The following is a 25,704-nucleotide window of genomic DNA, read 5'->3' on the forward strand; positions in this document are numbered from 1 at the left end:
CGTTTTACCCGCCGTGCGTCGCCCAGCTCGGCCTCCGCGAAATGCAGGCTGGCCCATTGAACCGGATCCTCGGGATGCAGTTCCATCGTCTCGAACCATACAGGGTTGAGATGTGGGTAATGACAAGGTCTGATAAACCCCGGTTTCTCTTTTAATCCCTGGCCGCTCCAGGTCTGGTGTTACCAACCCCCCAGAATTCTTCTCGGCTTATAGAAAGCCATAACCTAGTACGTAAGCATCATATAGACAACCAGCTCGAGATCCTCCTCACTAAAGCGCTGGACCGCCTGTGTGGCCGGATCGGTTTGAGCCAGGTAATAGCGCTCCACGAAATCCTCAAGGGCTTCCATGAGTTCCAGCGCGTCGGCACCGTGGGTCTTGTGAATGGCCTCGAGCTCGCGCACCAGCACCCGCGAAAGCGGCTGGTTGAGGGCTTTCAGTAGCTCGATCAGATCCTGGCGGTCTACCTGGGGATGCTTGGACAGGCTCCTGAGGGCAGTCAACACATTCCTCTGAGCCTTGGGCAACTCCCCCACCGACGCGGCGTGCTGTACATTCAACTCCTCCAATAGCCCCCGGCTCACTTCGCCGAGGATGCGGTCTATGTCGTAATCTGCATCCATGCGTGGGGTGTTTTCATCGCATTGAATCAGGTTGTAGATGCGCTGCTTGGAGTCGAGCACGGTGCTTTTGTCCACATCGTAGAAGCGCCAGAGGTGCTCGCCTCGCACCCTGAAGTGGAAGAAAACCCCCCGCCTGCCCTTCCCCGCCATCCCGCTGTGCACCCCGTAAGGGATGGCCTCGAGCCGCTCCGCCCCCACTTTCTGCAGGAAGGCCGAGAGCATAGCCCGCATGAACTCGCTGGAGACTTCGGCCTCGGCTTCCAATTCATCGGCGATGCTAGCGTCCTCTCGCTCGATGCGGCGCAGAGCGTTGAAGGTCTTGGGGTTGATCACCTCGCCCAGGATACTGGCGTCCAGGCCCACGTTCTTGTCGATCTGGACGATCTTCTCCATCAGCCGCTCGAGCAGCCCAAGCATTTCCTCGAGGCCCTCCTCAGGAAAGAAGTTGTGGACGTGGATCACCTCGAAGGGTGAGCCCAGCCGGTCGATGCGTCCGGCTCGCTGCACCATGCGCGTAGGGTTCCAGTGCAGATCGAAGTTGATAAGGGTATCCGCGTCCTGTAGGTTCTGCCCTTCGGAGAGTACGTCGGTGGCCAGGAGCAGATCCAGTTCCTCCTCGGGGGTGATTTGCGCCTTCTGAGATTTGGGCGCAAATCGCCGAAGAATATCTGCACGCTCTTTTGGGCGCACGCTGCCATCCACCACCTCCCAGCGCACGGCCTGCAAGGATCCCGCATAGGCCTCCCTGAAAGCCCTTTCAAGGTAGCGGATGGTGTCGTGGAAGTAGGAAAACACCACAATCTTCTTGCCCGGTCGCTCACAGATCAGCTCCACCAGCTTGGCGATCTTAGGATCGTTTTCCACGGCCACGGGCTCCGCCAGGCGCAGCATCTCGCGCAGGCGCTCGAGGTCCTCCGCCACGACCCGAGCCAGCTCCAGTACCCGATAAGCCGAGGCGTCCACGGTGGGAAGGGATTGGAGCAAAGCTGAGGCTTCCTCCTCATTCTCCAAGGCCAGGAGGTGGCGGTAATCGGCGCTGGAGAGGAGGTGACCGTGCATGAGTTCCTCAATAAAGCGCTCGTGAAAGTTGATCTGGCGACGCAACGAGATACGAAAGGCTTCCACGCTGGACTCGAAGCGCTTGAGGAGCAGGCTCTTAATCAGGCCGATCAGAGCCTCGTTGCGCTCACGCTCGAGTTGCTGCTCCAAGGTGGGTCGCTCGAGGAAAGCCTCCGGGTTGTACACCGCCAGGCCGAGCCGCTCGAAACGCTCGGCCACCTGCCGGTAGAGGCCGGGGTAGAGGGCCTCGAGGTCATAGCGCTCGGTGTGTAGTTCCCGTCTAGGGAAGCGCACTGGCTCGCCGTTGATGACGGCCTCGGGGAACTCCTGTTTGACGAACTGCCGGGTACGTCGGATCATCACCTCCTCCAGCAGGTTCAGGAGGTCGCCGTCCTCCAGGGCCTGGATGAAGTAACTGCGCAAGTTGGGGATGCCCGCCCGGGCAAAGTAGCGCTCCCCACGGGCGAAGAGCATGATCTGGTTATAGAGGTCGAAGACCGAGTTGTTGATGGGAGTCGCCGTGAGCAGCACCGCTTTCTTCCGCTGCCCGGCGTTCATGATGCGGGAGAGGGCCGCATAACGCTGGTTGGAATTGCGGAAGTTGTGGGATTCGTCAACGAGCACAACCTCAACATCGAAGTAAGCGGTCGGGTCAAAATCGGAACGCCCCATGCTTTCCATGGTCACCACTTCAGCGGCCACCTGGATGGAAAGAAGTTCCTTCTGCCACATCTCCCTGAGCTGAGCTGGAGCAATCACCAGGCACTTCTTGCGCTGGAAATAGCCAAAGTGCTCCAGCAATTTCTTGCCGATCCAGGTCTTGCCTAGGCCCACCGAGTCGGCGATGAACACCCCGTCGTACTTCTCCAAAATCCGCAGGGCCCGCTCAAAGGCCTTCTGCTGGAAGTCGGCCAGGTCTACCAGGGACTTGCCGATGTCCCGGCCCTTCTCCAGGTCAACGGTGAGCTCGTCCTTGAAGTACTCGTAGAGGCTCTTGAGGAAGATCAGGTAGGGGCTGTAACTGCTGCTGATGAGCTTGGATTCTTCCAACAGTTGAACCAGCTCGAGCTTGTAGTCCTCTGACTGCCCCCAAAAGCGCTCGAACCACTCCCGGGCGGCCTGGGCGGCATAACCCTGCTTATGCACCGAGTTGAGCTCGGTGTTGGCGGTAAGCCCGGCGTGGGTGAAGTTTGAGGAGCCGATGATGGCTACATCGTCGAAAATGTAGGCTTTGCCGTGGAAGAATCCCTTGGTGTAGAGCCGCACCTCTATCTCGGGTCGGAGCAGGAGTTGCACCAACTCCTTGGCAAGCTCACGGTTGCGAGAGGCAAACTGCGTCCTGGCCAAGTCTTGCCGGAAACCGGCAGGGTAGAGTTCCCCACCGGAAGCCCCCTGCTTCTTGGAGAGCAAAAGGCGAAGCCTAAGAACGCCCTGAAGCGCCTCCTTTACCAGCGCGTACCCCCCCAGGTTGAAGTAGCCGCTGGCGATGTCGGCTCGAGGCTGGCTGCGCAGCAGCCAATCCAGGGCCTCAGCCAGCTTGAGGTGCTCGTTATCGATGAAGTCGGGAAGGTTAGGCTGAACCATCATGCTCCTCCAGATACTTGCGGCCCCTGTCTGTGAGGACCCAACTCCCGTAGCCACCGGATTGCACCAGACCTTCCTTTTTCAGGGAGGCAACCTCCCAGCGTGCCCGGTTTCGCCAGACCGGCTCATCGCGTCCGGGATCATCGTAGGCTGGCTCCATGTCCTCGCCCTTGAGCAGGTGCTTCACCTGCTGATAAACCCTGTCCAGCACCTCAGCCGCTTTCCCCTGTCCCCCCAGCTCTGCCAGGGCCCGCAGGATAGGCAAGCGGTAATTCTGCTGGGGTGTGGCCGTGCCTTTGGGTCTTTTGCCGGTCTTGTCAGGCTTCTCAGTTTTTCCTGGAGCGCGCTTAACAGCCTTGCCAGGCTTGTCCGGCTTTCTCCCGGAAAAAATCCCCCACAGTTTGGCCAGTTCCTCCCCGCCCTGCTGCACCTTGACCAGCCGCTCGAGCCAGTAAGCCAGGGTGGCCACCTGCTCATAACGGCGGGATTCCTGTGCCCTCCGTAGGGCCATCTCCCCATGGGCCACCAGCGCCTCCACGTCCTCCAGAAAGCCCCACAGTTTGCGCCCTGCGTTCTCCGCCAGTTTTTCCAGAAGAACCTGCTCAGATCGCTCCTCGGCACTGAGGGGGTCGAGCTGCTCCAGTTGTCGGACCAAACCCTCCAACCAGGCCCCCTCGGCCTCTACCCAGAGGACTCCATCGGGGCTCACCAGGCCCACCTGGGTATCCCACTGCACCAGGATGGCGACCGCCCGCTTGATCAGAACCTGCTCGAGGGCCGCACGGGGTGGATAGGGCGGAACCAGCCGGAGTACCTGGAAAAGCCCGTCCAGGTCCAGCAGGAGCTCACCTTTATAAGGTCCAAGCGAATACGGTTCGGCCATTGATACCCTCCCTCCGGCTACGCTTTGAAAGCGTCACAAGTGTTCCCCCCGCAACCAGCGGTTGCCCAGCCGCACGGCAAAGCGGCCCAGGGTGAGCCGCAGGTTCTGCATCCTCGCTTCTATGTCTTCGAGCTCGAGGGTCCAGGCGTGCCAGCTAGCCGCCTCGTCGAAAGCCTGCCAGCGAATGTGCTGTGCCTCGGCCCGCTTAGCGTATTTCTCCAGGAACCGCAGGCAGTTGTCTAGCTCGAGCAAGCCCTGTAGCCCCTGCGCGAAAATCCGCCGCAAGAAGACCCGCTCGGCGATCTCCTCGGCCCGAAGCGGGTCTGCTGCCGAGACCATCCGCATGAGTCCCTTGAGCCAGGGCTCGCTCCAGCCCGTCCGTAGAACTGCCGTGTTGCCAAAGAGAAAGGCCTCTTGCCCCAAAAGGACCACCCCGGCGAAGTGGGCTCGAGCCGCTTCCGCGAATACGGTCTGCTCGGCGTAAGAGGGCTCGAGCTTCACGATCCTGAAGAGCCCCTCCAGGTCGAGCAGGGCCTCGCCCCGGCAATAGCCTATGACGATGGGGTAGCCCATAGCCTCTCCGCTTCCTCGTCGGTGAGCCCATAAAGCCGAGCCACGAGCCGGTCGATGAGCCGGTCGGTGGCTTCCAGGCGCTGGTACAGAGGCCGGAGTTGGTCGAGGGTTTCCTGGGTGTGCTTCTTGAGCTGGGCCAGGGTCTGAGGGGTGGTCTTGACCTTCCTCGCCTTGAAGCGCTCGGTAATGGCCTCGACGCCTACCTCCAGGCCCTCCTGGGCCCAGCCCTCCGCCAACCACTCTTTGCCCAGCTTCCCTTTCATGGGGTTGTCTCCGATTTCCAAGAAGAAGTCCAAGGGTAAGCAGTTGCCCTCCAGCTAGGTCTACAGGGTGTCCTCACTCGGTAAGCCTTAAGCCTCTCGAGACTCCTTGGGAGGATTTGTCCCTGGAAACCCATACAGATGGGATCAGGCCTAGCGGACTGTGCCACGGGCTAAAGATATGGCATAAGCTCAAAATTTGACAATTATTGCAGAACCCCCCACCAGCGCAAGCACCCTACTGCCCAGGTTTCTGAAACGCGAGTATAGCTCATCTTCTAGAGTTCTATCTGAGAAAGCCTTTCCCTGACGAAAGCTTGACAATACTAGAAGAGTTAAATAGCGTGGGCATGCGAAATTAGAAGGGAAATAGCAAATGCCCATACCACGTATACAGCAAGTATCAGGGGCGCAGAGGAGCTTCGCTAGAGCTTTCCACACACGTATGGTTGTGAGTCCAAATCCCATATCGCCCACCAGCGCAAGCCGAAACCGAGCACCCCGGACTCCACAGCCGGGGTGCTCGGCTTTTCCCGCCCGGACACGCGGCCCACGGCGCGATGCCTCGAGCTTTATAACGTAGGTTTAACGCCGCCGCGCCTACACTCACCCCAACGCTAAGCCGTGCCGTCGCCCGACTCCCCGGCGTGCCCCGACGGCGGCGGCCTTGCCGGAGGCGGGGAGGTGGCCGGGAATGGTTTACGTGCGTCTGTTCGGCAAGTTCGAGCTCGAGTGCGCCGGGAAAGCGCGGCCGCTCGAGCCCCTGAAGGCGCGGGAATTGCTGGCCTACCTGCTGCTGCAGCGCCCGCGGGCCCACCCCCGCGAGCGCCTGGCCTCGGAGCTGTGGGGCGACACCCGCACCGGGAAGTCCTTCAAGCAGTTGCGCCAGGCCCTCTGGCAACTGCGCTCGGCGCTGCCGGAGAGCGGGCATTTCCTGAGGACCGAGGAGGACTGGGTCTCCTTGGACGAGGAGGGCCTCGAGAGCGACGTGGGGCAGTTCCTCCGGCTGGCGCGGGCGGGCGAGGGGCAGGCCAGCGGCGGCCTCAGCCGGGCGCAGGCCGAGGGGCTGGAGCGGGCGGCGGCGCTCTACCGCGACGAGTTGCTGGTGGGCTGGGGGCAGGAGTGGGTGCTGGGCGAGCGGGAGCACCTGCGCGAGGTCTACTTGCTGCTGCTCGACAAGCTCATGGACCGCTGCCTCAGCCGGGGGCGGCTCGAGGCCGGGCTGGCCTACGGCGAGCGGGGCCTGGCCCTGGACCCGGCCCGCGAGGCCACCCACCTGCGCCTGATGCGACTGCACCACCTCATCGGCGACCGCACCGCCGCCTTGCGGCAGTACGAGCGCTGCGTGCGGGCGCTGTGGCTCGAGCTCGGCGTGGCGCCCTCGCGCCAGACCCGCGAGTTCTACACCCTGCTGCGCGAGGAGGGCGCGGAGCCCTGGCCCCCCGAGCGCAGCCTCCCCGAGGCGCTGCTGCTGGTGCAGAGCCTGCTGCAGGGCGTGCAGCAGATGCTCGCTCAGGGGCGGCGCACGGGCGAGGCGGCGCTCGAGCCGCGCGGGAACTGATGGCCTCCCACGAACACCCGCTGATGCCGGGGGGAAAGGGCGCGAAGACCCCCTGAGCCTCAGCGCCGGCGCAGCGCGCTCGGGGGGGTCATCACCAGGCGGAAGACGCCCTGCACCCGCACCTCGTCGCAGTCGAAGAGGCGGAAGACCGGTCCCTTGGGGTTGAGCGACTTGAGCACCTGGCCGTCGTCGCCCTCGCTCCAGACCTTGATCACCCCGCCCTCGAAGCCCACCTTGGGGCAGCGCACCCACACCACCACGATCTCGCCGGGGGTGGGCAGGCGGTCGGCCTCGGCCAGCACCACCGAGCCGGGCGGGATGCCCACGAGCTCGTCGGAGATCATCGAGTCGCCCACCACCCGCAGGGCGAAGAGGCGGTCGCGGCGGGTGCCCTTGGGCAGGAACTCCTCGTCAACCATCAGGCACTCCTCACGCTCGCCGAGCACCTCCACCGGGTGCATCCCGGCCGCGACCTCGCCCAGGAGGGGCACCCGCAGGTGGGGGCGGTACGGCAGGGCCCCCACGGCCTGCAACCCCAGCCCGGGGTACTCCAGGCCCGTCGCCTGGGCGAAGCCGGCGGGGGTCCAGTCCAGGGCCTTGAGCAGGGCCTCGAGCTTGGCCGCCCCCAGCGACTGCGTGGGGTGCACCAAGCCGCGCTCGAGCCGGCTGATCTCGGTCTGGTTGAGCCGCCCCTGCGACTCGCGGGCGAGCTGCCCCTGCGACTTGCCCAGCGCCGCGCGGCGCTGGCGGATGGCCCTGGCCCACTCGGGAAGCGACATGCCGACCTCCGATCTATGAGTCATCTTGCATCAGACTTAATCTCGAGTCAAGTCATATTGACTTGGGGGGCGGTTCGCCCTAAACTGAAGCCGGCTCCATATTACGCCAGAAACATATCAACGGCAGGGCCTACCGGGCGAAGGAGTGCTTAACCATGATCGGACAGGACTGGACGGTGTACGGCTGGTGCGGCTTTGCGGCGGCGGTCAGCGCGGTGCTGCGCGCGGGGCTCGACGGGGCGCGCGGGCGCTGGCGCAAGGTGGCGCGGGTGGCCTCGAGCGCCTTCTGGGGCCTCTTCGGCTCGCTGCTGCTGGCGGAGTGGCTCGAGCTCTCCCCACGGGCCGTGGTGGCGGTGGGGGCCCTGCTGGGCTGGATCGGCTACGAGACCACGGTGGGGACGCTGCTGAAGGCCTTCGGGCTTCGGCTGGGCAAGGACGAAGAGCGCTTCAAGCCCGGCAGCAGGGGGTGAGCCGTGGCGATAACGCAGTTTTCATGCGGATTGGGTAGGCTCGAGGCCATGAAACCCCTCCGCGCGATCCCGCTGGCCCTCCTGCTCGGCCTGGCCCTGGCCCAGGGCACCTATGTCCCCAAGGGCTACACCCTCACCCCCTACCTCTCGGCCAAGCCCGTGCGCAGCTTCAAGGAGGCCAAGTCGGTGCTCAAGCCGAGCACCGACTACCGGGCGGTGCTCGAGACCACCGCCGGGCGCCTAGTCATCGACCTCTACGAGGCCGAGACCCCCAAAACGGTCAACTCCTTCGTCTTCCTGGCGCTCAACCGCTACTTCGACGGGCTGGCCTTCCACCGCGTGGTCGAGGGCTTCGTGGTGCAGGGCGGCGACCCCAACACCCTGCGCGACGACCCCGCCGCCTGGGGCACCGGCGGCCCCGGCTACGAGTTCGGCCTCGAGGTCACCCCCAAGCTCACCTTCGACGCCAAGGGCGTGCTGGGCATGGCCCGCACCCAGGACCCCAACTCCAACGGCTCGCAGTTCTTCATCACCCTGGGCCCCACCCCTAACCTCAACGGCCTCTACACCGTCTTCGGCAAGGTGGTCGAGGGCATGGCGGTGCTCGACAAGATCGCCCGCGGCGAGCCCCCGGCCAAGCCCACCCGCATGACCCGGGTGTACATCGTGCAGAAGGCAAAGTGAGCCGGGGCCGTAGCCGCCTCGAGCCGGGCTGCGTAGGATAGCGCTGATGCAGCTCGGCTACTCCTTCTGCCCCAACGACACCTTCATCTTCTACGCCCTCGCCCACGGCAAGGTCGCCGCCCCCGGCCCCGTCACCGAGGTGCTGGAGGACGTGGAGACCCTCAACGTCTGGGCCCTGGAGGGCCGGCTCCCCCTCACCAAGATCAGCTACGCCGCCTACGGCCGCCTGCGCGAGCGCTACGTGGCCCTGCGCTCGGGCGGGGCGCTGGGGCGGGGAGTAGGCCCGCTGCTGGTGGCCCGCGGCCCGCTGGACGCCCTGCGGGGCAAGCGCATCGCCGTCCCCGGGCGCCACACCACCGCCTTCCTGCTGCTGAGCCTGCTCGAGGAGGGCTTCACCCCGGTCGAGATGCGCTACGACCGCATCATGCCCGCCGTGCAGGCGGGGGAGGTGGACGGGGGCCTCATCATCCACGAGTCGCGCTTCACCTACCCGCGCTACGGGCTGGTCAAGGTGCTCGACCTGGGCGAGTGGTGGGAGGGCGAGACCGGCCTGCCGCTGCCCCTGGGCGCGATCCTGGCCCGCCGCGACCTGGGCGAGGCCGCCATCCGCGCGCTCGACAAGGCCGTCCGGGAGAGCCTCGAGTACGCCTACGCCCACCCCGAGGAGACCGTGGCCTACATCAAGCAGCACGCGCTCGAGCTGGAGGACGAGGTGATCTGGGCCCACATCCGCACCTACGTCAACGACTTCTCCCTGGACGTGGGCGAGGAGGGCGAGCGCGCGGTGCGCGAGCTGTTCCGCCGGGCGGAGGAGCGGGGGCTGTTGCCCACGTCCCGCCAACCGCTCTACCTGTGAGGGGCGGACCGCAGCGGCCGGGACGGTCAACGCCCCGTCAAGCCCGGCGATCTCCCTAGTGAGCGGGCTTTGTATCCCCGCACCCGGTACCAAATTGTGATAAAGCCGATAAAGTAAAGACGTATGATTCCGGAGCTAGCGGGCATCAGCGACGAGGCCCGCGCCGAACTCGAGCAGATCTTCCACCCCTACACCGCGCGCAGGGGCGGCTATTTGTGCTATCCCGAGGACGACGCCACCACCTTGTACTACGTCAAGGAGGGCTGGGTCCGGCTGTTCCAGCTCGGGGGAAAGGAGGAGGAGATCACGCTGACGGTGGTGGGGCGGGGCGAGATCTTCGGGGAGGCCGCGCTGTTCACGGGGCACAAATACGGGGTCTTCGCCGAGCCCCTCGTCGATTGTGAGCTGCTCACCGCCGCCCGCGAGGACCTCACCCGCGTCGCCAGCCGCTTCCCCGACACCCAGCAGGCGCTGCTGGTGATGCTCATCCGCCGCCTGCGCCGCGCCGAGGACCGCCTGCGCGACCTGCGCTTCAAGGAGGTGCTGCCGCGGCTGGCCAAGACCTTGCTCGAGGTCATGCAGAAGGGCGAGGAGGGCCTGGAGATCGTGCTCACCCACCAGGACCTCGCCCACATCATCGGCTCGACCCGCGAGACGGTGAGCAAGGTGCTCGCCGACTTAGCCCTGGAGGACGTGCTCGAGCTGGGCTACCGCCGCATCCTGGTGCTCAAGCCGCAGGCGCTGCGGGAGATCTCGAGGTGACGCTAAACGCCAGGGGTCGTACGTCCTGCGTCGTACGCGATACGCGAGACGCTAAAGGCATGTCCTACGTCTTACGTCGTACGCCTTGACCCTCGACCATTGACCATTGACCATTGACCCTTGACCATTGACCATTGACCCTTGATGCCCCGATGATGCCTCACTCCTCAATCTCGCTCGCGCGGGTAGGGTAGCTTAGTTCCCGCATGTCCGAGATCGCGCGCTTTCTCCCCTACGGCTTGGCCGATCTCCCCCGGCTCCTCGAGCAGCCCCGTGCGGCCGACCGCGAGGCCCTCTCGGCGGGGCTGCTGGCGTACTTGCAGCGGCTGGGGGCCCCGCGGGAGGCGCTCGAGGCCGCCCGGCGGCTGGCCCACCCGGGCAGCCGGGCCGTGGTCACCGGGCAGCAGGCCGGGCTGCTCACCGGCCCCGGCTTCACCTTCTACAAAGCCCACACCGCCCTCGCGCTGGCCCGGGAGCACGACCGCCCCGAGCGCCCGGTGGTGCCGGTGTTCTGGGTGGCCTCGCAGGACCACGACACCGCCGAGGTGCGCGACGTGCAATTGCTCGACTTCGACGAGCAGGTGCACGCGCTGAGCCTCGAGCTCCCCCCCGCCCGGCCCGCCGGGCGCATCCCTTTCCTGCCCCACGCGGGCGCGGTGTGCGAGCTGCTCGAGCGCTTCAAGGGGGTGAGCGCGGTGCAGCGGCGCGTCTGCGTCGCGCTCAGGGGCGAGTGGAGCTACGCCGAGGCCTTCGCCCGGCTGATGCTGGAGTTCCTGGGCCGTGAGGGGCTGGTGCTGCTCGACCCCATGGCCCCCGAGCTGGCCCCCCTCTTCGTCCCCGGGCTGCGGCGCGAGCTGGCCGACCCGCTGGCCTCCTCGCAGGCCATCAACGAGACCGCCGAGGCCATGCGGCAGCACGGGCTGCACCCGGTGCTGGGGCGGGGCGAGGCCGCGACCAACCTTTTCCTGGAGGGCGAGGACGGCGAGCGCCGCCTGCTGCGCTACCGGGAGGGGCGCTTCGAGGACGGGGTGCGCCGCTACAGCCGCGCCGACCTCGAGGCCCTGCTGGGGCACGACCCCTCCCGCCTGACCCCGGCGGCCGGGCTGCGGCCGGTGCTGCAGGACACCGTGCTCCCCACCGCCGCCTTCGTGGTGGGTCCGGGCGAGCTGAAGTACGTGGCCGAGCTGGGCGGGGTGTACCGGCTGCACGGCCTCGAGCCCCCCGCCGTGGCGCGCCGGGTGAGCGCGGTGGTGCTCGAGCCCCCGGTGGCGCGCATCCTCCGGAAGTACGGCCTCGACGCCTGGGCCTTCCAGGACGACCCCGAGGGCTGTTTCCTGGCCGCACTCGCCGGGGACGACGCCCGGGTGGCGGCCATCCGCGCGGCGCTGGGGCGCGTCGCGGCCGAGTTCGAGGGGCTGAGGCCCCACCTGCTCGAGGCCACCCTCGAGCGCCCCGCCCACCGGGCCCGGGTGCGCGTGACCCACGAGCTCGAGCGGCTCGAGCACATCGTGCTGCAGACCGAGCTGCGGCGAGAGGGCATCGCCCGCGACCAGTTCGAGCGGCTGCGGCGCCACCTCACCCCCTCCGGCTTGCCCCAGGAGCGGGTCTACCCCTTCCTGATGTACCTGCTCAAGCACGGCGAGACCCCCCTGCGGGCCTTGAAGGAAGCTTCATCCACCGGACGGGTGATCTTGGAGATCTAGCCCGAAGGGTGTAAGACTGTTGCGTGGACTGCTGAGGTCCACTTTTTTTGCACCCCATGCTCCGGCTCGGCTCCCAAGAACCCCTGCGCTCGCTGCGCCTCTCCGTGTGGGAGGGCACGCTGGCGATCTTGTTCATCAACTGGAGCAGCGGGGTGGTGGTCACGGGCTACGCCCTGTGGCTGGGGGCCAGCCCCGCCGCCCTGGCCGTGCTGGGGGCCATCCCGCTGCTGGGGCAGTTGGCCGCCCCCTTCGCCCTGATGTTCAAGGGGCAGCGCAAGCCCTACACCATGCTGCTGGCGGGCTCGGGGCGGGCCGTCTTCGGCCTGGTGCTCCTCGCACCCCTGCTGCCCCCCGAGGCGCGGGTGCCCGCGTTCTTGCTCGTCGCCGCGCTGAGCCAGGTGGTCATCGCCCCGGTCAACGTGCTGTGGACGAGCTGGATGGCCGACCTGGTGCCCCCCCGCGAGCGCGGGCGCTACTTCGGCTTCCGCAACGCGGTGCTGGGGCTGGTGGGCACGCTGGGCAACCTCAGCGCCGGGCTCTTCATCGACGCGGTGCCCAAACCCTGGGGCTTCCTGATCGTGCTGGGCCTGGGGGTGGTGCTGGGGGTGGCGGCCTCGCAGGTGCTGCGCTGGCAGCACGAGCCGCCGCACGAGAGCTCGAGCGCCGCCGGCTCCTTGCGCGTCGCCCTGACCGACCGGGCCTTCCTGGGCTTCCTGGGCTTCCTCGCCTTCTGGTGGTTCGCGGTGCTGGTGGGCGGGCCCTTCGCCTTCCCGCTGTTCCTCGAGTACGCCCGGCTCAACTTCACCGAGGTGGGCCTGTGGACGGTGATCTCGGCCTCCTGCGGGCTGGTGTTCGGGCCGCTGTGGGGCCGCTTCGCCGACCGCTACGGCCACGGGCTGGTGCTGATCTGGACCGGGCTGGTGGGCTCCGTCGTGCTGCCGGGCCTGTGGCTGCTGGGCGGCCCCGGCCACACCCTCCCCATCTGGCTCTCCGCCGTCGCCGACGCCCTGTGCTGGAGCGGCCTGGGGGCCGCCCAGACCAACGTGGCCCTGCAGCAGGCCCCCCCCGCCCACCGGGGCGCCTACCTGGCCGTCTTCGGCATCGTGGTCGGCGTCTTCGGGATGCTGGGCTCCGCCCTCGGCGGAGCCCTCGGCAGCCTGAACGTGGGCCCCAGCCCCTACCACCTGCCCATCCTGGCCTCGATCGTCCTGCGCACGATGGCGGTGGGGTATTTGTTCTGGGCGAGAAGGGTTTGAGGGTTATTAGGTAGCCGATAGCCCATAGCTGATAGCCGATAGCTAAAGGCGGGACGTGTAAGGCTTGTGGCTCGTGGCCTGTAGCTCGTGGTAAACCCCTCCCCGTCCCTCCCCGCCCGCGGGGAGGGGGTATCCCCCCCAGCCCCCCTTGCTAAGGGGGGAGCAAGGCGCCTCGCGTCTTGCGTCTTGCGTACGACGTAGGACGTACGACCCGCACCCGGCGCCCGGCTATGGGCTATCAGCTATCGGCGTCCGGCGTAATAATCTTGGTGCTATGGTCGTGACCCGCATCGCGCCCTCCCCTACGGGCGACCCCCACGTCGGAACGGCGTACCAGGCCCTGTTCAACTACGTCTTCGCCAAGCAGAAGGGCGGGAAGTTCATCGTGCGCATCGAGGACACCGACCGCACGCGCTACAACCCCACCTCCGAGCGACGAATCCTGGAGATGCTCGAGTGGATCGGGCTCTCCCCCGACGAGTCGCCGGTGAAGGGCGGGCCCAACGCGCCCTACGTGCAGTCGCAGCGGCTGCCCATCTACCAGCAGCACGCCTTGCGGCTGCTCGAGTCGGGCGCGGCGTACCGGGCCTTCGACACCCCGGAGGAGCTCGCCGCCGCCCGCGAGGAGGCCCGCAAGGCCGGGCTCCAGCAGCAAGGCTACAACCGGCGCTACCGCGACTACCCCCGCGAGGAGGCCGAGCGCCGCGCGGCGGCCGGGGAGCCGCACGTCATCCGGCTCAAGGTGCCCCTGGAGGGCAAGACCGTCGTCCACGACCTGCTGCGCGGTCCGGTGGAGTTCGACAACGCCCAGCTCGACGACAAGGTGCTGCTCAAGGCCGACGGCTACCCCACCTACCACCTCGCGGCCATGGTGGACGACCACCTCATGGGCGTGACCCACGTCATCCGCGCCGAGGAGTGGCTCACCAGCACCCCCTTCCACGTGCTGCTCATCCGGGCCTTCGGCTGGGAGGAGCCGGTGTGGTGCCACACCCCGCTGCTGCGCAACCCCGACAAGTCCAAGCTCTCCAAGCGCAAGATGGACACCAGCGTGGACAGCTACCGCGCCCAGGGCATCCTGCCCGAGGCGCTGCTGAACTACCTGGGCACCATGGCCTGGAGCATGCCCGACGGGCGCGAGATCTTCAGCGTCGCCGACATGGTCGAGCACTTCGACCTGCGCCGCATCAGCCTGGGCGGGCCGGTGTTCGACCTCGCCAAGCTCAAGTGGATGAACGGCAAGTACATCCGCGAGGTGCTGAGCTTGGACGAACTCGTCGCCCGCCTCGAGCCCTTCCTCGAGGCCGCCGGCTACGCCTACCCCTCCCGGGCCTACCTCGAGCAGGTCGTCGAGGCCATGCGCGCGCGCTTCGAGACCCTCGGCGAGTTCGTGGAGAAGGCGGTCTACTTCTTCCGCGAGGACTACCCCGTGCAGGAGAAGGCAAAGGCCAAGCTCGAGGAGGGCCGCCCCTTCCTGAGCGAACTGCGCGACCTCCTCGCCTCCTTGCCCGACTTCCTGCCCGAGACCACCGAGCCCGCCCTCAAAGGCTTCGCCGAGGCCAAAGGCCTCAAGGCCGCCTCCGTCATGCAACCCCTGCGCGCCGCCCTCACCGGCTCGCTCGAGACCCCCGGCATGTTCGACCTGCTGATGATCTTGGGGAAAGAGCGGGTGCTCGAGCGGCTGGGGAAGGCGTTGGATTAACCGTCAGCTTCCAGCCCTCAACCCTCAGCGGGGGCCCGTGGTCCGTCGAGGGCCAAGGCGTTTTGCGTTTTGCGTCTTGCGTCGTACGTCTTACGTCTTACGTCTTGCGTCTCGCGTCTTGCGTCTTGCGTTTTGCGTTTTGCGTACGACGTACGACGTACGACCCACGCCCAGCTATCAGCTATCGACCTTCCCCATGCGTAAACCCCGCCATTTCACGGGCTTAGCCCATCGCTCCGCCGAAGTAACGCGCCGCCAATTTGCCGCCCCCGTCGGCAGGCTTTAGCGGTAACGAGGGTTTTACGAACAGGCGTTACTCTAGGGCTTAGGTGAATTTATGGTTGCCGTGATCCTTTCCGGTGGGGCCGGTACGCGCTTGTGGCCGGTTTCCCGCGAGCTTTACCCCAAGCCCTTCATGCGCCTGCCCGACGGGCAGAGCCTGCTGCAGAAAGCCCTGCTGCGGGCGGTGAGCATCCCCGGGGTGCGCGAGGTGCTCACCGTGACGGGGCAGGAGCACTACTTCAGCACCAAGAACGAGTACGCGGCGACCGGGCTGCCGGAGGGCCTCGAGCTGACCTACGTGGTCGAGCCCCTGCGGCGCAACACCGCGCCCGCCATCGCCCTCGCCGCGCTGCAGGTGGCCCAGCGGCACGGGCCCGAGGCGGTGATGCTGGTGCTCTCCTCCGACCAGCTCATCGAGAACCTCCAGGCCTTCGTGCAGGCCGCGCAGCAGGCCGAGGCGGCGGCGCAGCAGGGGTACTTGGTGACCTTCGGCATCCGGCCCACCTACCCGGCCACGGGCTTCGGCTACATCCAGCAGGGCGAGCCGCTGGGCGGCGGGGCGTTCAGGGTGGAGCGCTTCGTGGAGAAGCCTGACCTCGAGACCGCCGAGGGCTACCTCGAGCACGGCGGCTTCTACTGGAACGCGGGCATCTTCTGCTTCCAGGCTGGGGCCTACCTGCAGGCGCTGGGGGCCCTCTCCCCCGAAGTCCACGAGGCGGTGCTGCGCTGCTGGGAGCACAGCCCCAAAAGCAGCCCCAGCTTCATCGACGCGGTGAGCTTCAAGGCCGTGCCCAACATCTCCGTGGACTACGCGGTGATGGAGAAGTCCGACCGGGTGGCCGTGGTGCCCGCCGCCTTCGGCTGGAGCGACCTGGGCTCGTGGGACGCCACCGCCGAGCTGGTCCCGCCCGACGCCGAGGGCAACCGGGTCTTCGGGGACGTGGTGCTGGTGGGGGCGAGCGACACCTTCGTGCAGAGCGAGGGCCGGGTGGTCGCCGCCATCGGGGTGGAGAAGCTGGTGATCGTGGACACCCCCGACGCCCTGCTGGTGGCCCGGCGCGACCGCGTGCAGGACGTGAAGAAGGTGGTCGAGCAGCTCCAGGCCAAGCAGCACCAGGCCGCCACCCGCCACCGCACCGTGCAGCGCCCCTGGGGCAGCTACACGCTGCTGGAGGAGGGCCCCAACTTCGCCATCCGCCGCCTGGTGATCCGGCCCGGCCAGAGCCAACTGCTGCAACTGCACCACCACCGCAGCGAGCACTGGGTGGTGGTCTCGGGCACCGCGCGCGTGGTGCGCGGGGATCAGGAGCTGTGGCTGCGCACCAACGAGTCCGTCAACATCCCCGCCGCCACGCCCCACCGCCTGTCCAACCCCGGCCTCATCGACCTGGTGATCATCGAGGTGCAGAGCGGGGAGTACCTGGGCGAGGACGACGTGGTGCGGCTGGAGACCAGCGAGGAGCTGCTGCTCGAGAGCGGCATGGGCGACTGAGGGCGCTTCCCGCGGGCAGTGGTCGGAGGACCGGGAACTGGGGACGGCCACGGGGCGTTTAACCTCGTGAACACAGGCTTAAGGACTTCTCAGGGGCTTTGTCACAGAGGTCACCGCACCCCCGGCCTCGAGCCCTCAAGCTGTTTAGCAACCCCATGCCGCGAAGAATCCTCATGACCGAACCCGCCCACCGCCTCGACCTCAGCCAGGGGTTGCGCGAGGCCGCCGCCGAGGTCTGCCGCCGGGTGCCTGACCTCCAGCACGTTGACGTGCACCGCGTGCAGTTCGCCCTGTTCTACTCCCGCAAAGCCCAGCGCGTGCTCACCTACGCCCGCTGCTACCCTTTGCCCACCCAGATCCGGCGCATCCGCAAGCGCTGGTACCGCCTCACCCCCGTGCTCACCGAGGCGGGCCTCGAGGCCCGCTACATCCTGGCCTTCGCCTGGACCCGCTTCTGGACCCTCGAGCCCCGCGAGCGCCTGGAGGTGCTCGTCCACGAGCTCTACCACATCTCCCCCCACTTCAACGGCGAGCCCCGCAAGTTCGCCAGCGGGAGCTGGCACGGCCCCGGGCGCAAGTGGTTCGACCGCCAGGTGCGCTCCCTGACCGAGCAACACCTCCCCACGGGCCTCGAGGCGCAGTTCCCCGCCCTCACCGTCGAGCTCCAGGACGGCCTCAAGGTGAAAGGGCAGCGGCTGCAGGTGCCGTACTGGGTGGCGATCACGAACGACGCGCAGGGGGCGGCGAGTTAGGGTGGGTTGTCGAGGGTCGATAGCCGGGCGCGGGTCGTACGTCGGGCGCCTGGTACCGTACGTCGTACGTCCTACGCGAGACGCCAAACGCAAGACGTAAGACGTAAGACGTACGACGCAAGACGCGAGACGCAAAACGCAAAACGCCTTGGCCCTCGACGGATCACGGGCCCCCGCTGAGGGCTGGAAGCGGCTTGCTAACGGCTGTGCCTATAATGAAGCGGTATGTCGGATTTTGAAGCGGTGGTGGGGCTCGAAGTCCACCTGCACCTCAAGACCAGGACCAAGATGTTCTCGCCTGCTCCGGCGGGGTACTTCGGCGCACAGCCCAACACGCACGTACACCCCGTGGACCTGGGGCTGCCGGGGGTTTTGCCCGTCGCCAACGCCAAGGCGGTGGAGTACGGCATCCTCTTCGGGCTGGCGCTTAACTGCCGCATCGCGCCCTGGACGCAGTTTCACCGCAAGAGCTACTTCTACCCCGACATGCCCAAGAACTACCAGATCTCCCAATACGACCTGCCCATCGCCGAGCACGGCTGGCTCGAGGTCGCCGGGGCCCGTGTGGGGATCAAGCGGGTGCACCTCGAGGAGGATGCGGGCAAGTCGCTGCACCCCGACTTCGGCGACTGCTCGCTCATCGACCTCAACCGCGCCGGCTCGCCCTTGATCGAGATGGTCACCGAGCCCGACATCCGCACCCCCGAGCAGGCCCGCGCCTTCCTGAGCCACGTCCGCTCCATCGCCCAGACCCTAGGCGTCTCCGACGCCAACCCCGAGGAGGGCAAGATGCGCGCCGACGTCAACGTCTCGGTGCGGCGGCGGGGGGAGGCGTTGGGCACCAAGGTCGAGATCAAGAACCTCAACTCCTTCCGGAGCGTGCAGCGGGCGCTCGAGTACGAGATCAAGCGCCAGACCGAGCTGTTGCGGCAGGGCCGCCGGGTCGAGCAGGCCACGCTGGGCTGGGACGAGGGCGGGGGCAAGACCTACGTGATGCGCCTGAAGGAGGGCGAGTCCGACTACCGCTACTTCCCCGAGCCCGACCTGCCCCCCGTGGTGGTGGACGCGGCCTGGCTCGAGCGCCTGCGCGCGGCCCTGCCCGAGCTCCCCGCGCAGAAGTTCGCCCGCTACGTGGCGAGCGGCGTGCGCGAGTACGACGCCGAGATCCTGGCTTATAACGCCTCGCTGGCCCGCTTCTTCGACGAGGCGCTGGCGGTGTACGGCGGCGAGCCCCAAAAGCTGGCCGACTGGCTCAACGCCGACGTGGCCGGCTACCTCAACGAGCGGGGGCTCGAGATCCAGGATACCCGCCTCACCCCCGAGCACCTAGGCCGCCTGGTGGGGCTGTTCGTGAAGGGCGAGATCACCAGCCGCGTCGCCAAGAACCTCCTCCCCGAGGTGATGGAGGGCGCCGACCCCGAACAGCTCGTGCAGGAGCGCGGCCTGCGGGTGGTGGTGGACACCGGGGCCATCCGGGCGCTGGTCGAGCGGGTGGTGGCCGCCAACCCGGCCGTGGTGCAGCAGATCAAAGACGGCAAGCTCCAGGCCATCAACGCGCTGCTGGGCCAGGTGATGAAGGAGAGCAAGGGCACCGCCAAGCCCGACGTGGTGCGCCAACTGCTGGCCGAGGCCATCGGCGTGCAACTGGCCTGAGCCGGCCTGGACGAGGGACAACATGAAATACGAAGACGCCGGGGTAGACATCGACCGCAAGGCGGGCGCCCTCAAGGCCGCCGCCGCCCGCATCAAGTCCACCTACACCCCCGAGGTGCTCGCGGGCATCGGGGCCTTCGGGGGCATGATCGACGCCCGAAGGCTGCAAGGGATGAAGCAGCCGGTGCTCGTGGCCTCCACCGACGGGGTGGGCACCAAGACCGTGCTGGCCGCCCAGACCGGGCGCTGGGGCGGTCTGGGCTTCGACATCGTCAACCACTGCGTCAACGACCTGCTGGTGCAGGGGGCCAAGCCGCTGTTCTTCCTGGACTACGTGGCGAGCAGCCGCCTCGAGCCTGAGGTGCTGGGCGCGGTGCTGGAGTCACTGGCCGAGGCCTGCAAGGCCGCCGGGATGCCCCTGCTGGGCGGCGAGACCGCCGAGATGCCGGGGGTGTACCACCCCGGCGGCCTGGACTTAGTGGGCACCATCGTGGGCGTGGTGGAGCGCGAGCGCGTGGTGGACGGCTCCAAAGTCCGGCCTGGCGACGTGATCCTGGCCCTGCCCTCCTCCGGGCTGCACACCAACGGCTACAGCCTCGCCCGCAAGGTCTTCGAGGGCTGGGACCTCGAGCAGCCCCGCCCCGAGCTGGGCCGCAGCCTGGGCGAGGCGCTGCTCGAGCCCCACCACAGCTACCTTGAGCCCGTCTCGCGCCTGCTCGACAGCGGGATCGAGGTGCGGGCCATGGCCCACGTCACCGGCGGCGGGGTCTACGAGAACCTGCCCCGGGTGCTGCCCGAGGGCGTCGGGGCCCGCGTCGAGCCGGGCACCTGGCCCGTCCCGCCCCTCTTCCGCCTGATCCAGCAGGCCGGGAACGTGGCGCAGGAGGAGATGTTCCGGGTGTTCAACATGGGGCTGGGCTACTTGGTGGTGGTCGCGGAAAGTGAGGCGACCCCCGCCCTGGAGTGCCTGGGCCTGGGGTATCGTGTAGGGCAGACGCTCGAGGGCCGGGGCGTGACGGTGGGGTAGAGCGCGCCTGACCTAGCCTATGACCGAAATCTGGCTGATCCGTCACGGCGAGACCGCCTGGAACGCGGAGAGTAGGCTCCAGGGCCAGCTCGACGTGCCGCTATCGCCCAAGGGCATCGCGCAGGCCTTCCGGGTGGCCGAGCGCCTGAAGAACAGCCAGCTCGCCTTCGACGCGCTCTACACCTCCGACCTCTCCCGCGCCCTGCAGACCGCGCGGCCCATCGCCGAGAACCTGGGCCTCGACCTCTGGCTCGAGCCCCGCCTGCGCGAGATCGACGTGGGCAAGCTGCAGAACAAGCTCCACGAGGAGATCAAGCGCGAGTTCCCCGACTACTACCGCGCCGTGAGCGCCGACCCCTGGAACACCCCCCGCCCCGGCGGCGAGAGCATGGCCGACGTGGCCTGCCGGGTGGAGGGCTTCCTGCGCGAGCTGCCCGAGGGCCGCTTCATCGCCGTGGCCCACGGCGGGGTGATCCGGGCCGCGCTCAAGGTGGTGCTGGGCCTCGAGGGCCTCGCCTGGCGCAAGTTCCACATCCAGAACACCTCCATCACCCGCCTCATCTACCCCGAGGGCAGCGCCCTCACCGTCGGCGACGTGGGGCACCTGGAGACCTGGGCCGACTACCTCTCCGACGACCAGGTGGCGAGCGGGGGGATGGGGCAGGCGAGCGAGTCGAGCCGGTAAGGGGGTCGTACGTCGTACGTCTAACGCGAAACGCGAGACGCAAAACGCAAGGTGCGAAATGCTTTGGCCCTCGACCCTTGACCCCAGACCTTTGACAAGGGGCCGGCCACTCCCTACCTCCTGCCCCCGCCAATTCCCTGTCCGTTTGCTGACCCTTTGCTCATGCGGGTGTGCTAGGATTGTGAACTTGTGGAGAAGACCCTCACCCCCCGAGCCCTCGGCTTCGCCATGCCCGCCGAGTGGGCTCCGCACGCCGCGACCTGGACGGCCTGGCCTCACGACGAGGAGCAGTGGGCGGGCTACCTCGAGCCCGTGCGCCAGGAGTTCGCGGCCTTCGTGGACGCGCTGGCCCGCTTCGAGCCGGTGCACCTGATCGTGGCCGACGAGGAGTCCGAGGCCGACGCGAAGGCGCGGCTCAAGAGCGGCAACGTCACCCTGCACCGCGTCCCCCACAACGACCTGTGGCTGCGCGACAGCGGGGCGATCTTCGTGAGGCGGGGGGAGGAGGTCGCGCTCACCGACTGGGAGTTCAACGGCTGGGGGGAGAAGTACCCGGCCCAGCTCGACAACCAGATCCCCGGCCACATGGCCCGCATCCTGGGCGGCAAGCTCTGGCGCGCGGGGGTCGTGATGGAGGGGGGGAGCCTCGAGGTCAACGGCCAGGGGGTGTGCCTCACCACCCGCCAGTGCCTGCTCTCGCCCAAGCGCAACCCCACCCTCGACGAGGAAGACCTCGAGGGCTACCTGCGCGACTACCTGGGCATCCACACCGTGGTCTGGCTGGGGGAGGGGCTTGAGGGCGACCACACCGACGGGCACGTGGACACCATCACCCGCTTCGCGCGGGAGGAGGTCATCGTGACGGCGGTGTGCGAGGACGCGTCCGACCCCAACCACCGGCCCTTGCAGGAAAACCTCGAGATCCTGGAGAGCTTAGGGGCCTTCCAGATCGTCCGGCTGCCGCTGCCCAAGAACCCGCTCTACCTCGAGGGCACCCGCCTGCCCCCTACCTACGCCAACTTCTACGTCGCCAACGGCGCGGTGCTGGTGCCCGTCTACGGCGACCCCAACGACGAGCGGGCGCTGGAGATCTTGCGCAAGGTCTTCCCCGAGCGCCAGGTGATCGGCCTGATGGCCCGCAACCTCATCACGGGGGGCGGGGCCTTCCACTGCGTGACCCAGCAGCAGCCCGTGGGCCGGATCTGGGAAGGAGGTTGAACGTGCCCAAACTCGCCATCGTACAGATGAGCATGAGCGAGGTGCTCGAGGAGAACCTCACCAAGGCCGAGCGCTTCATCCGCGAGGCCGCCGCCAACCGCGCCGACATCGTGCTCCTGCCCGAGCTCTTCGAGAACCTCTACTTCTGCCAGCTCGAGCGCGAGGAATTCTTCAGCCTGGCAAATCCCGTCGAGGGCCACCCCTTCCTGCCGCGCTTCCAGGCCCTCGCCAAGGAGCTCGGCGTGGTGCTGCCCGTCAGCTTCTTCGAGCGCTGCGGGCAGGCGCACTACAACAGCCTGGCCATGCTCGACGCCGACGGCAGCCTGATGGGCGTCTACCGCAAGAGCCACATCCCCGACGGCCCCGGCTACGAGGAGAAGTACTACTTCAACCCCGGCGACACCGGCTTCAAGGTGTGGAACACCCGCCACGGCACCGTCGGGGTGGGGGTGTGCTGGGACCAGTGGTACCCCGAGGCCGCGCGCGCCATGGCCCTGCTGGGCGCCGACCTGCTGCTCTACCCCACCGCCATCGGCTCCGAGCCGGAGGAGGCCGGGGGCATCGACACCAAGGACATGTGGCAGCGGGCCATGATCGGCCACGCGGTGAGCAACGTGGTCTACCTCGCCGCCCCCAACCGCGTGGGCACCGAGACCATCGAGGGCCGCCAGCAGACCTTCTACGGCCACAGCTTCATCAGCGACTACATGGGCAACAAGATCGCCGAGTTCGGCGCCGGCGAGGAGGGCGTCCTCTACGCCGACCTCGACTTCGCCAAGGCCCGCGCCTTCCGCGCCGGGATGGGCTTCTTCCGCGACCGCCGGCCCCAGCTCTACGGCCCGCTGCTGACCTACGACGGCAAGACCCGCCAGTAAAGCGTGAAGGTCGGCCTGATCTCCGACACCCACGGACTCCTGCGCCCGCAGGCCCTCGAGGCCCTCGCGGGCGCCGACCTCATCCTCCACGCCGGGGACGTGGGCGCGGAGGGCGTCCTCCAGGCCCTCGCCCGCCTCGCCCCGGTCAGGGCCGTGCGGGGCAACGTGGACCGGGGCGGCTGGGCCGCCCGGCTCCCCGGGAGCGAGTTCGTGGAGGCCGGGGGAACCCTGATCTACCTGCTCCACGACCTCGACACGCTCGACCTCGAGCCCGCCGCCGCGGGCGTGGGCGTGGTGCTGAGCGGCCACACGCACCGGCCGGCGGTCTTCGAGCGGGCCGGGGTGCTCTACGTCAACCCGGGGAGCGCGGGCCCGAGGCGCTTCCGCCTGCCGGTGAGCGTGGGCTGGCTGCGCCTGGGCGAAGGCGGGCCGAGGGCCGAGGTCGTCGAGCTCGAGGGGTGATATGAACCCCACCCGAAGCGTTCCGCTAAGCGCGAGCAAAAGCTCATCTGTTACGACCGCTTCGAGTTGCAGCGCTTCGGGCGGGGGCCCCAAAAAGTAAGAACAGATCGAGCGGATTTCTTATGATACCCCCTTCGGCCGGGCCGGCCGAAGGCAGCGCTCTAGGGTTCAAAAAGATAGCCCCTGAGGGTCTTCGGATCGGAGGATTGTCTTTTCGAGTCCGGCATGACCCACCCACGCCGGGGCCGCCTCACAGCTCAACGCTCCCCGCCCCCGGCATCCGGTGGAAGAGGGCGATGGCCGCCGCGGCCGAGACGTTGAGGGACTCCACCCGCGGGTCGGTGGGGATGCGCACCCGGAAGCGCGCCGCCGCCTCGAGGGCGGGCGAACAGCCCTCGAGCTCGTTGCCGAAGGCCAGGGCCAGCGGCCGGGGCAGCGCCGCGAGGCGCCCGACCGGGGCCTCCCCCCGGGGCGTGGCCACGAGGAGGGGCAAGCCCCGGGCGCGGCAGAAGGCCAGGAAGGGCCCGGTGTGGGCTTTGACCACCGGCAGCGAGAACACGTTCCCCCGGCTCGCGCGGATCAGGCGCCGGTCGTAGACGTCGGCGGCCTCGGAATTGAGCAGCACCACCGCCCCCGCGCCCAGGGCGGCCGCCGTGCGGACGATGGCCCCGACGTTGCCCGCGATCCCCAGCCCGTCGAGCACCACCACGTCGCCCCCGAGGCTGTCCAGGTCCTCCAGCCGCACCGGGGCGGGGGCTCGGGCGACGGCGAAGAGGCGGGAGACCTTGTCGTTGTCGAAGAGCTTCTTGCAGGTGCGGCGGGCGACCTCGTAGACGCCGACGCCCGGGGGCAAGGCCCGGAGCAGCCCCTCGGAGGGGGTCTCCTCGCCCGCGTGGAACAGGCGCTCGAGCCGCACCCCCGCCCGCAGGGCCTGCAGGATGTTCTCCTCGTCGTCGATCAGGATGGAGCGGTCCGCGGCGTCGCGCTGCGGGTGCCGCAGCAGCCCGCGAACCTCCTGCGCCAGGGGGTGCAGCAGCGAGTCCACCACCCCGCCGGGGCGTAATTCCGTCGTTGCCGTGTTCATCGCCCTCACCTCGTGGGGTTTATGCCCGGGGCCCCAGGCCCCGGCCGAGAGGCAGGGTAAAGTCTCTAGCAGCTGGAGAGTCAAGCACGGGGCTCGGGGAGGGGGCTTTACGCCTCCCCGGCTGCATTGGAGCCGCGTGAGCCCACGGTAAGCCGCGCTAAAGGATATCCCTAAGCGGCCCATATCTCCCTCGGCTACCCTGGCCTCATGAGGAAGATTCTTCTCGTGCTGGCCGCCGCGCTGTGCACGTTGGGCCTTGCCCAGAATAAGGTGGACGAGAAGCTCCGGCAGCGGCTGGCCCAAGGCGGCACCGTCGAGGTCATCGTCGAGATGGAGCAGGGGGGCCTGCCCCCCGGCCAGGCCCGGCAGGGCCTGCTGGGCGCGCTCAAGCAGCAGCTCGAGGTGCAGAAGCTCAAGCTCAAGGTCCGGCCCCTCAAGGGCTTCTGGCTCAACCAGAGCTTCCTGGTGCGCCTGCCGGCCAACGCCGTGGCCGCCCTCGCCAACACCCCCGGCGTCCGGCGGGTCTACGAGAACCGCCGGGTGCAGATCCCGCGGCCCCGCGTGCAGGGCAGCAGCGCGCCGGGGGGCTCGAGGTGGGCGCTCGAGCGCATCGGCGCCACCCAGCTCTGGGCGGCGGGGTACCGCGGGCAGGGGGTGAGGATCGGGCACCTCGACACCGGCGTCGACGCGAGCCACCCGGCCCTCGCCGGCAAGGTCGCGGCCTTCGCCGTGGTCGACAGCGAGGGCAACGCCTCCCCCGCCAGCCCCCGCGACACCGACACCCACGGCACCCACACCGCCGGGCTGATCGTGGGCAACGAGGTGGGCGCCGCGCCCGACGCCCGCATCGTCTCGGCGCTGGTGCTGCCCGACGGCGGGGGCACGCTGGCCCAGATCATCGGCGGGATGCAGTGGGCCATCGACCAGGGGGTGCAGGTGCTCTCGCTGTCGCTGGCGGTGGAGGGCACCTGGCCCGAGTTCGCCACCATCGTCGAGCGGGTGAAGTCGCTGGGCATCGTGGGCGTCTACGCCATCGGCAACTACGGCCCCGGCGCCGAGACCACCGCCTCCCCCGCCAACCTCCCCGACGCGCTGGGCGTGGGCGCCACCGACGAGGGCGACCAGGTGGCCTCCTTCAGCAGCCGGGGCCCGGTGCTGTGGGGCTACCCCTACAACCGCGTGCTGAGCAAGCCCGACCTGGTGGCCCCCGGGGTGGGCATCGTCTCGGCGGTGCCGGGCGGCGGCTACATGTCGATGAGCGGCACCTCGATGGCCACCCCGCTGGTGGCGGGCGGCGCGGCGCTGCTGCTGTCGGCCCGGCCGGGCACCCCGGGGGGCACCGTCCAGCAGGCGCTGCTCGAGACCGCCCGCCCCGTCGGCAACGAGAACAGCGGCGGGCGCGGGGTCGTCAGCCTCGTC

23 protein-coding genes are annotated in these 25,704 nt (G+C 68.1%); 17 read left to right on the top strand and 6 right to left on the bottom strand.

Annotated elements, in window-relative coordinates; all coding sequences use genetic code 11:
* Positions 1–224: 224 nt before the first annotated feature.
* Genes Mterra_RS05630 through Mterra_RS05645 form a run of 4 tightly spaced genes read right to left on the bottom strand, consistent with a single transcriptional unit; the run spans position 225 to position 4,985 of the window.
* Entirely contained in the window at positions 225–3,266 is a 3,042-nt protein-coding gene (locus Mterra_RS05630; RefSeq protein WP_245971538.1) for a helicase-related protein, read from the bottom strand.
* Positions 3,253–4,149, bottom strand: coding sequence for a winged helix-turn-helix domain-containing protein (locus Mterra_RS05635; protein ID WP_119314287.1), 897 nt, complete (start codon positions 4,147–4,149; stop codon positions 3,253–3,255). The genes Mterra_RS05630 and Mterra_RS05635 overlap by 14 nt, the downstream gene beginning before the upstream one ends.
* Before the next feature lie 33 nt (positions 4,150–4,182).
* Positions 4,183–4,722: a hypothetical protein gene (locus tag Mterra_RS05640; RefSeq protein WP_119314288.1), complete on the bottom strand. Its 540-nt coding sequence runs from the start codon at positions 4,720–4,722 to the stop codon at positions 4,183–4,185.
* Positions 4,701–4,985, bottom strand: a complete 285-nt coding sequence (locus tag Mterra_RS05645; protein WP_245971539.1) for a hypothetical protein — start codon at positions 4,983–4,985, stop codon at positions 4,701–4,703. The genes Mterra_RS05640 and Mterra_RS05645 overlap by 22 nt, the downstream gene beginning before the upstream one ends.
* Positions 4,986–5,676: 691 nt before the next feature.
* Between Mterra_RS05645 and Mterra_RS05650 the strand changes: the two genes are divergently transcribed.
* Positions 5,677–6,543 carry an AfsR/SARP family transcriptional regulator gene (locus Mterra_RS05650; protein ID WP_119314289.1) on the top strand — a complete coding sequence of 289 codons (867 nt, stop codon included), beginning with the start codon at positions 5,677–5,679 and terminating at the stop codon, positions 6,541–6,543.
* Between the two features lie 59 nt (positions 6,544–6,602).
* Here Mterra_RS05650 and Mterra_RS05655 read toward each other — a convergent pair whose 3' ends face one another.
* Positions 6,603–7,322 carry a S24 family peptidase gene (locus Mterra_RS05655; protein WP_170159565.1) on the bottom strand — a complete coding sequence of 240 codons (720 nt, stop codon included), beginning with the start codon at positions 7,320–7,322 and terminating at the stop codon, positions 6,603–6,605.
* Between the two features lie 155 nt (positions 7,323–7,477).
* Between Mterra_RS05655 and Mterra_RS05660 the strand changes: the two genes are divergently transcribed.
* The 15 genes from Mterra_RS05660 to Mterra_RS05730 all read left to right on the top strand — a co-directional run bounded on the left by Mterra_RS05660 (position 7,478) and on the right by Mterra_RS05730 (position 23,201).
* Positions 7,478–7,792 (top strand): hypothetical protein, encoded by a 315-nt coding sequence (locus tag Mterra_RS05660; protein ID WP_119314291.1) that lies wholly within the window; start codon positions 7,478–7,480, stop codon positions 7,790–7,792.
* 48 nt (positions 7,793–7,840) lie between these two features.
* Positions 7,841–8,476, top strand: coding sequence for a peptidylprolyl isomerase (locus Mterra_RS05665; protein WP_119314292.1), 636 nt, complete (start codon positions 7,841–7,843; stop codon positions 8,474–8,476).
* Positions 8,477–8,522: 46 nt separating this feature from the next.
* Positions 8,523–9,332 (top strand): menaquinone biosynthesis family protein, encoded by an 810-nt coding sequence (locus Mterra_RS05670; RefSeq protein WP_119314293.1) that lies wholly within the window; start codon positions 8,523–8,525, stop codon positions 9,330–9,332.
* Between the two features lie 123 nt (positions 9,333–9,455).
* The gene (locus tag Mterra_RS05675) at positions 9,456–10,094 is read left to right on the top strand and encodes a Crp/Fnr family transcriptional regulator (RefSeq protein ID WP_119314294.1); all 639 of its coding nucleotides are present in this window, start codon (positions 9,456–9,458) and stop codon (positions 10,092–10,094) included.
* Between the two features lie 206 nt (positions 10,095–10,300).
* Positions 10,301–11,797 carry a bacillithiol biosynthesis cysteine-adding enzyme BshC gene (bshC, locus tag Mterra_RS05680; protein WP_119314295.1) on the top strand — a complete coding sequence of 499 codons (1,497 nt, stop codon included), beginning with the start codon at positions 10,301–10,303 and terminating at the stop codon, positions 11,795–11,797.
* A 56-nt stretch (positions 11,798–11,853) separates the two neighbouring features.
* Complete coding sequence (locus Mterra_RS05685) at positions 11,854–13,053, top strand: MFS transporter (protein ID WP_119314296.1); 1,200 nt, start codon at positions 11,854–11,856, stop codon at positions 13,051–13,053.
* A gap of 274 nt (positions 13,054–13,327) precedes the next feature.
* Positions 13,328–14,755, top strand: a complete 1,428-nt coding sequence (gltX, locus tag Mterra_RS05690) for a glutamate--tRNA ligase (RefSeq protein WP_119314297.1) — start codon at positions 13,328–13,330, stop codon at positions 14,753–14,755.
* Between the two features lie 337 nt (positions 14,756–15,092).
* Positions 15,093–16,529 carry a mannose-1-phosphate guanylyltransferase/mannose-6-phosphate isomerase gene (locus tag Mterra_RS05695; protein WP_119314298.1) on the top strand — a complete coding sequence of 479 codons (1,437 nt, stop codon included), beginning with the start codon at positions 15,093–15,095 and terminating at the stop codon, positions 16,527–16,529.
* 155 nt (positions 16,530–16,684) lie between these two features.
* The gene (locus Mterra_RS05700; protein ID WP_147372565.1) at positions 16,685–17,281 is read left to right on the top strand and encodes a putative metallopeptidase; all 597 of its coding nucleotides are present in this window, start codon (positions 16,685–16,687) and stop codon (positions 17,279–17,281) included.
* A gap of 225 nt (positions 17,282–17,506) precedes the next feature.
* Positions 17,507–18,934 carry an Asp-tRNA(Asn)/Glu-tRNA(Gln) amidotransferase subunit GatB gene (gatB, locus tag Mterra_RS05705; RefSeq protein ID WP_119314300.1) on the top strand — a complete coding sequence of 476 codons (1,428 nt, stop codon included), beginning with the start codon at positions 17,507–17,509 and terminating at the stop codon, positions 18,932–18,934.
* A 22-nt stretch (positions 18,935–18,956) separates the two neighbouring features.
* The gene (purM, locus tag Mterra_RS05710) at positions 18,957–19,961 is read left to right on the top strand and encodes a phosphoribosylformylglycinamidine cyclo-ligase (RefSeq protein ID WP_119314301.1); all 1,005 of its coding nucleotides are present in this window, start codon (positions 18,957–18,959) and stop codon (positions 19,959–19,961) included.
* 19 nt (positions 19,962–19,980) lie between these two features.
* Positions 19,981–20,646, top strand: coding sequence for a histidine phosphatase family protein (locus Mterra_RS05715; protein ID WP_119314302.1), 666 nt, complete (start codon positions 19,981–19,983; stop codon positions 20,644–20,646).
* 189 nt (positions 20,647–20,835) lie between these two features.
* Positions 20,836–21,864: an agmatine deiminase family protein gene (locus Mterra_RS05720; RefSeq protein WP_245971540.1), complete on the top strand. Its 1,029-nt coding sequence runs from the start codon at positions 20,836–20,838 to the stop codon at positions 21,862–21,864.
* Between the two features lie 2 nt (positions 21,865–21,866).
* Complete coding sequence (gene aguB / locus Mterra_RS05725; protein ID WP_176582514.1) at positions 21,867–22,739, top strand: N-carbamoylputrescine amidase; 873 nt, start codon at positions 21,867–21,869, stop codon at positions 22,737–22,739.
* A gap of 3 nt (positions 22,740–22,742) precedes the next feature.
* Positions 22,743–23,201, top strand: a complete 459-nt coding sequence (locus Mterra_RS05730) for a metallophosphoesterase family protein (RefSeq protein WP_119314303.1) — start codon at positions 22,743–22,745, stop codon at positions 23,199–23,201.
* A 250-nt stretch (positions 23,202–23,451) separates the two neighbouring features.
* Here Mterra_RS05730 and Mterra_RS05735 read toward each other — a convergent pair whose 3' ends face one another.
* A complete protein-coding gene (locus Mterra_RS05735) occupies positions 23,452–24,285 on the bottom strand; it encodes a TrmH family RNA methyltransferase (RefSeq protein ID WP_170159566.1) in 834 nt (277 codons plus the stop codon).
* Positions 24,286–24,492: 207 nt separating this feature from the next.
* Between Mterra_RS05735 and Mterra_RS05740 the strand changes: the two genes are divergently transcribed.
* On the top strand, positions 24,493–25,704 hold a 1,212-nt coding region (locus tag Mterra_RS05740; RefSeq protein WP_147372566.1), incomplete at its 3' end, for a S8 family peptidase.

The sequence above is a fragment of the Calidithermus terrae genome, assembly GCF_003574345.1.
GTDB classification, from domain to species: Bacteria; Deinococcota; Deinococci; order Deinococcales; family Thermaceae; genus Calidithermus; species Calidithermus chliarophilus.

Excerpts from the sequence above, each read along its gene's own strand:
- Mterra_RS05630 (WP_245971538.1), bottom strand. The coding sequence starts at position 3,266 with ATGGTTCAGCCTAACCTTCCCGACTTCATCGATAACGAGCACCTCAAG.
- Mterra_RS05635 (WP_119314287.1), bottom strand. The coding sequence starts at position 4,149 with ATGGCCGAACCGTATTCGCTTGGACCTTATAAAGGTGAGCTCCTGCTG.
- Mterra_RS05640 (WP_119314288.1), bottom strand. The coding sequence starts at position 4,722 with ATGGGCTACCCCATCGTCATAGGCTATTGCCGGGGCGAGGCCCTGCTC.
- Mterra_RS05645 (WP_245971539.1), bottom strand. The coding sequence starts at position 4,985 with ATGAAAGGGAAGCTGGGCAAAGAGTGGTTGGCGGAGGGCTGGGCCCAG.
- Mterra_RS05650 (WP_119314289.1), top strand. The coding sequence starts at position 5,677 with ATGGTTTACGTGCGTCTGTTCGGCAAGTTCGAGCTCGAGTGCGCCGGG.
- Mterra_RS05655 (WP_170159565.1), bottom strand. The coding sequence starts at position 7,322 with ATGTCGCTTCCCGAGTGGGCCAGGGCCATCCGCCAGCGCCGCGCGGCG.
- Mterra_RS05660 (WP_119314291.1), top strand. The coding sequence starts at position 7,478 with ATGATCGGACAGGACTGGACGGTGTACGGCTGGTGCGGCTTTGCGGCG.
- Mterra_RS05665 (WP_119314292.1), top strand. The coding sequence starts at position 7,841 with ATGAAACCCCTCCGCGCGATCCCGCTGGCCCTCCTGCTCGGCCTGGCC.
- Mterra_RS05670 (WP_119314293.1), top strand. The coding sequence starts at position 8,523 with ATGCAGCTCGGCTACTCCTTCTGCCCCAACGACACCTTCATCTTCTAC.
- Mterra_RS05675 (WP_119314294.1), top strand. The coding sequence starts at position 9,456 with ATGATTCCGGAGCTAGCGGGCATCAGCGACGAGGCCCGCGCCGAACTC.
- bshC (WP_119314295.1), top strand. The coding sequence starts at position 10,301 with ATGTCCGAGATCGCGCGCTTTCTCCCCTACGGCTTGGCCGATCTCCCC.
- Mterra_RS05685 (WP_119314296.1), top strand. The coding sequence starts at position 11,854 with ATGCTCCGGCTCGGCTCCCAAGAACCCCTGCGCTCGCTGCGCCTCTCC.
- gltX (WP_119314297.1), top strand. The coding sequence starts at position 13,328 with ATGGTCGTGACCCGCATCGCGCCCTCCCCTACGGGCGACCCCCACGTC.
- Mterra_RS05695 (WP_119314298.1), top strand. The coding sequence starts at position 15,093 with ATGGTTGCCGTGATCCTTTCCGGTGGGGCCGGTACGCGCTTGTGGCCG.
- Mterra_RS05700 (WP_147372565.1), top strand. The coding sequence starts at position 16,685 with ATGCCGCGAAGAATCCTCATGACCGAACCCGCCCACCGCCTCGACCTC.
- gatB (WP_119314300.1), top strand. The coding sequence starts at position 17,507 with ATGTCGGATTTTGAAGCGGTGGTGGGGCTCGAAGTCCACCTGCACCTC.
- purM (WP_119314301.1), top strand. The coding sequence starts at position 18,957 with ATGAAATACGAAGACGCCGGGGTAGACATCGACCGCAAGGCGGGCGCC.
- Mterra_RS05715 (WP_119314302.1), top strand. The coding sequence starts at position 19,981 with ATGACCGAAATCTGGCTGATCCGTCACGGCGAGACCGCCTGGAACGCG.
- Mterra_RS05735 (WP_170159566.1), bottom strand. The coding sequence starts at position 24,285 with ATGAACACGGCAACGACGGAATTACGCCCCGGCGGGGTGGTGGACTCG.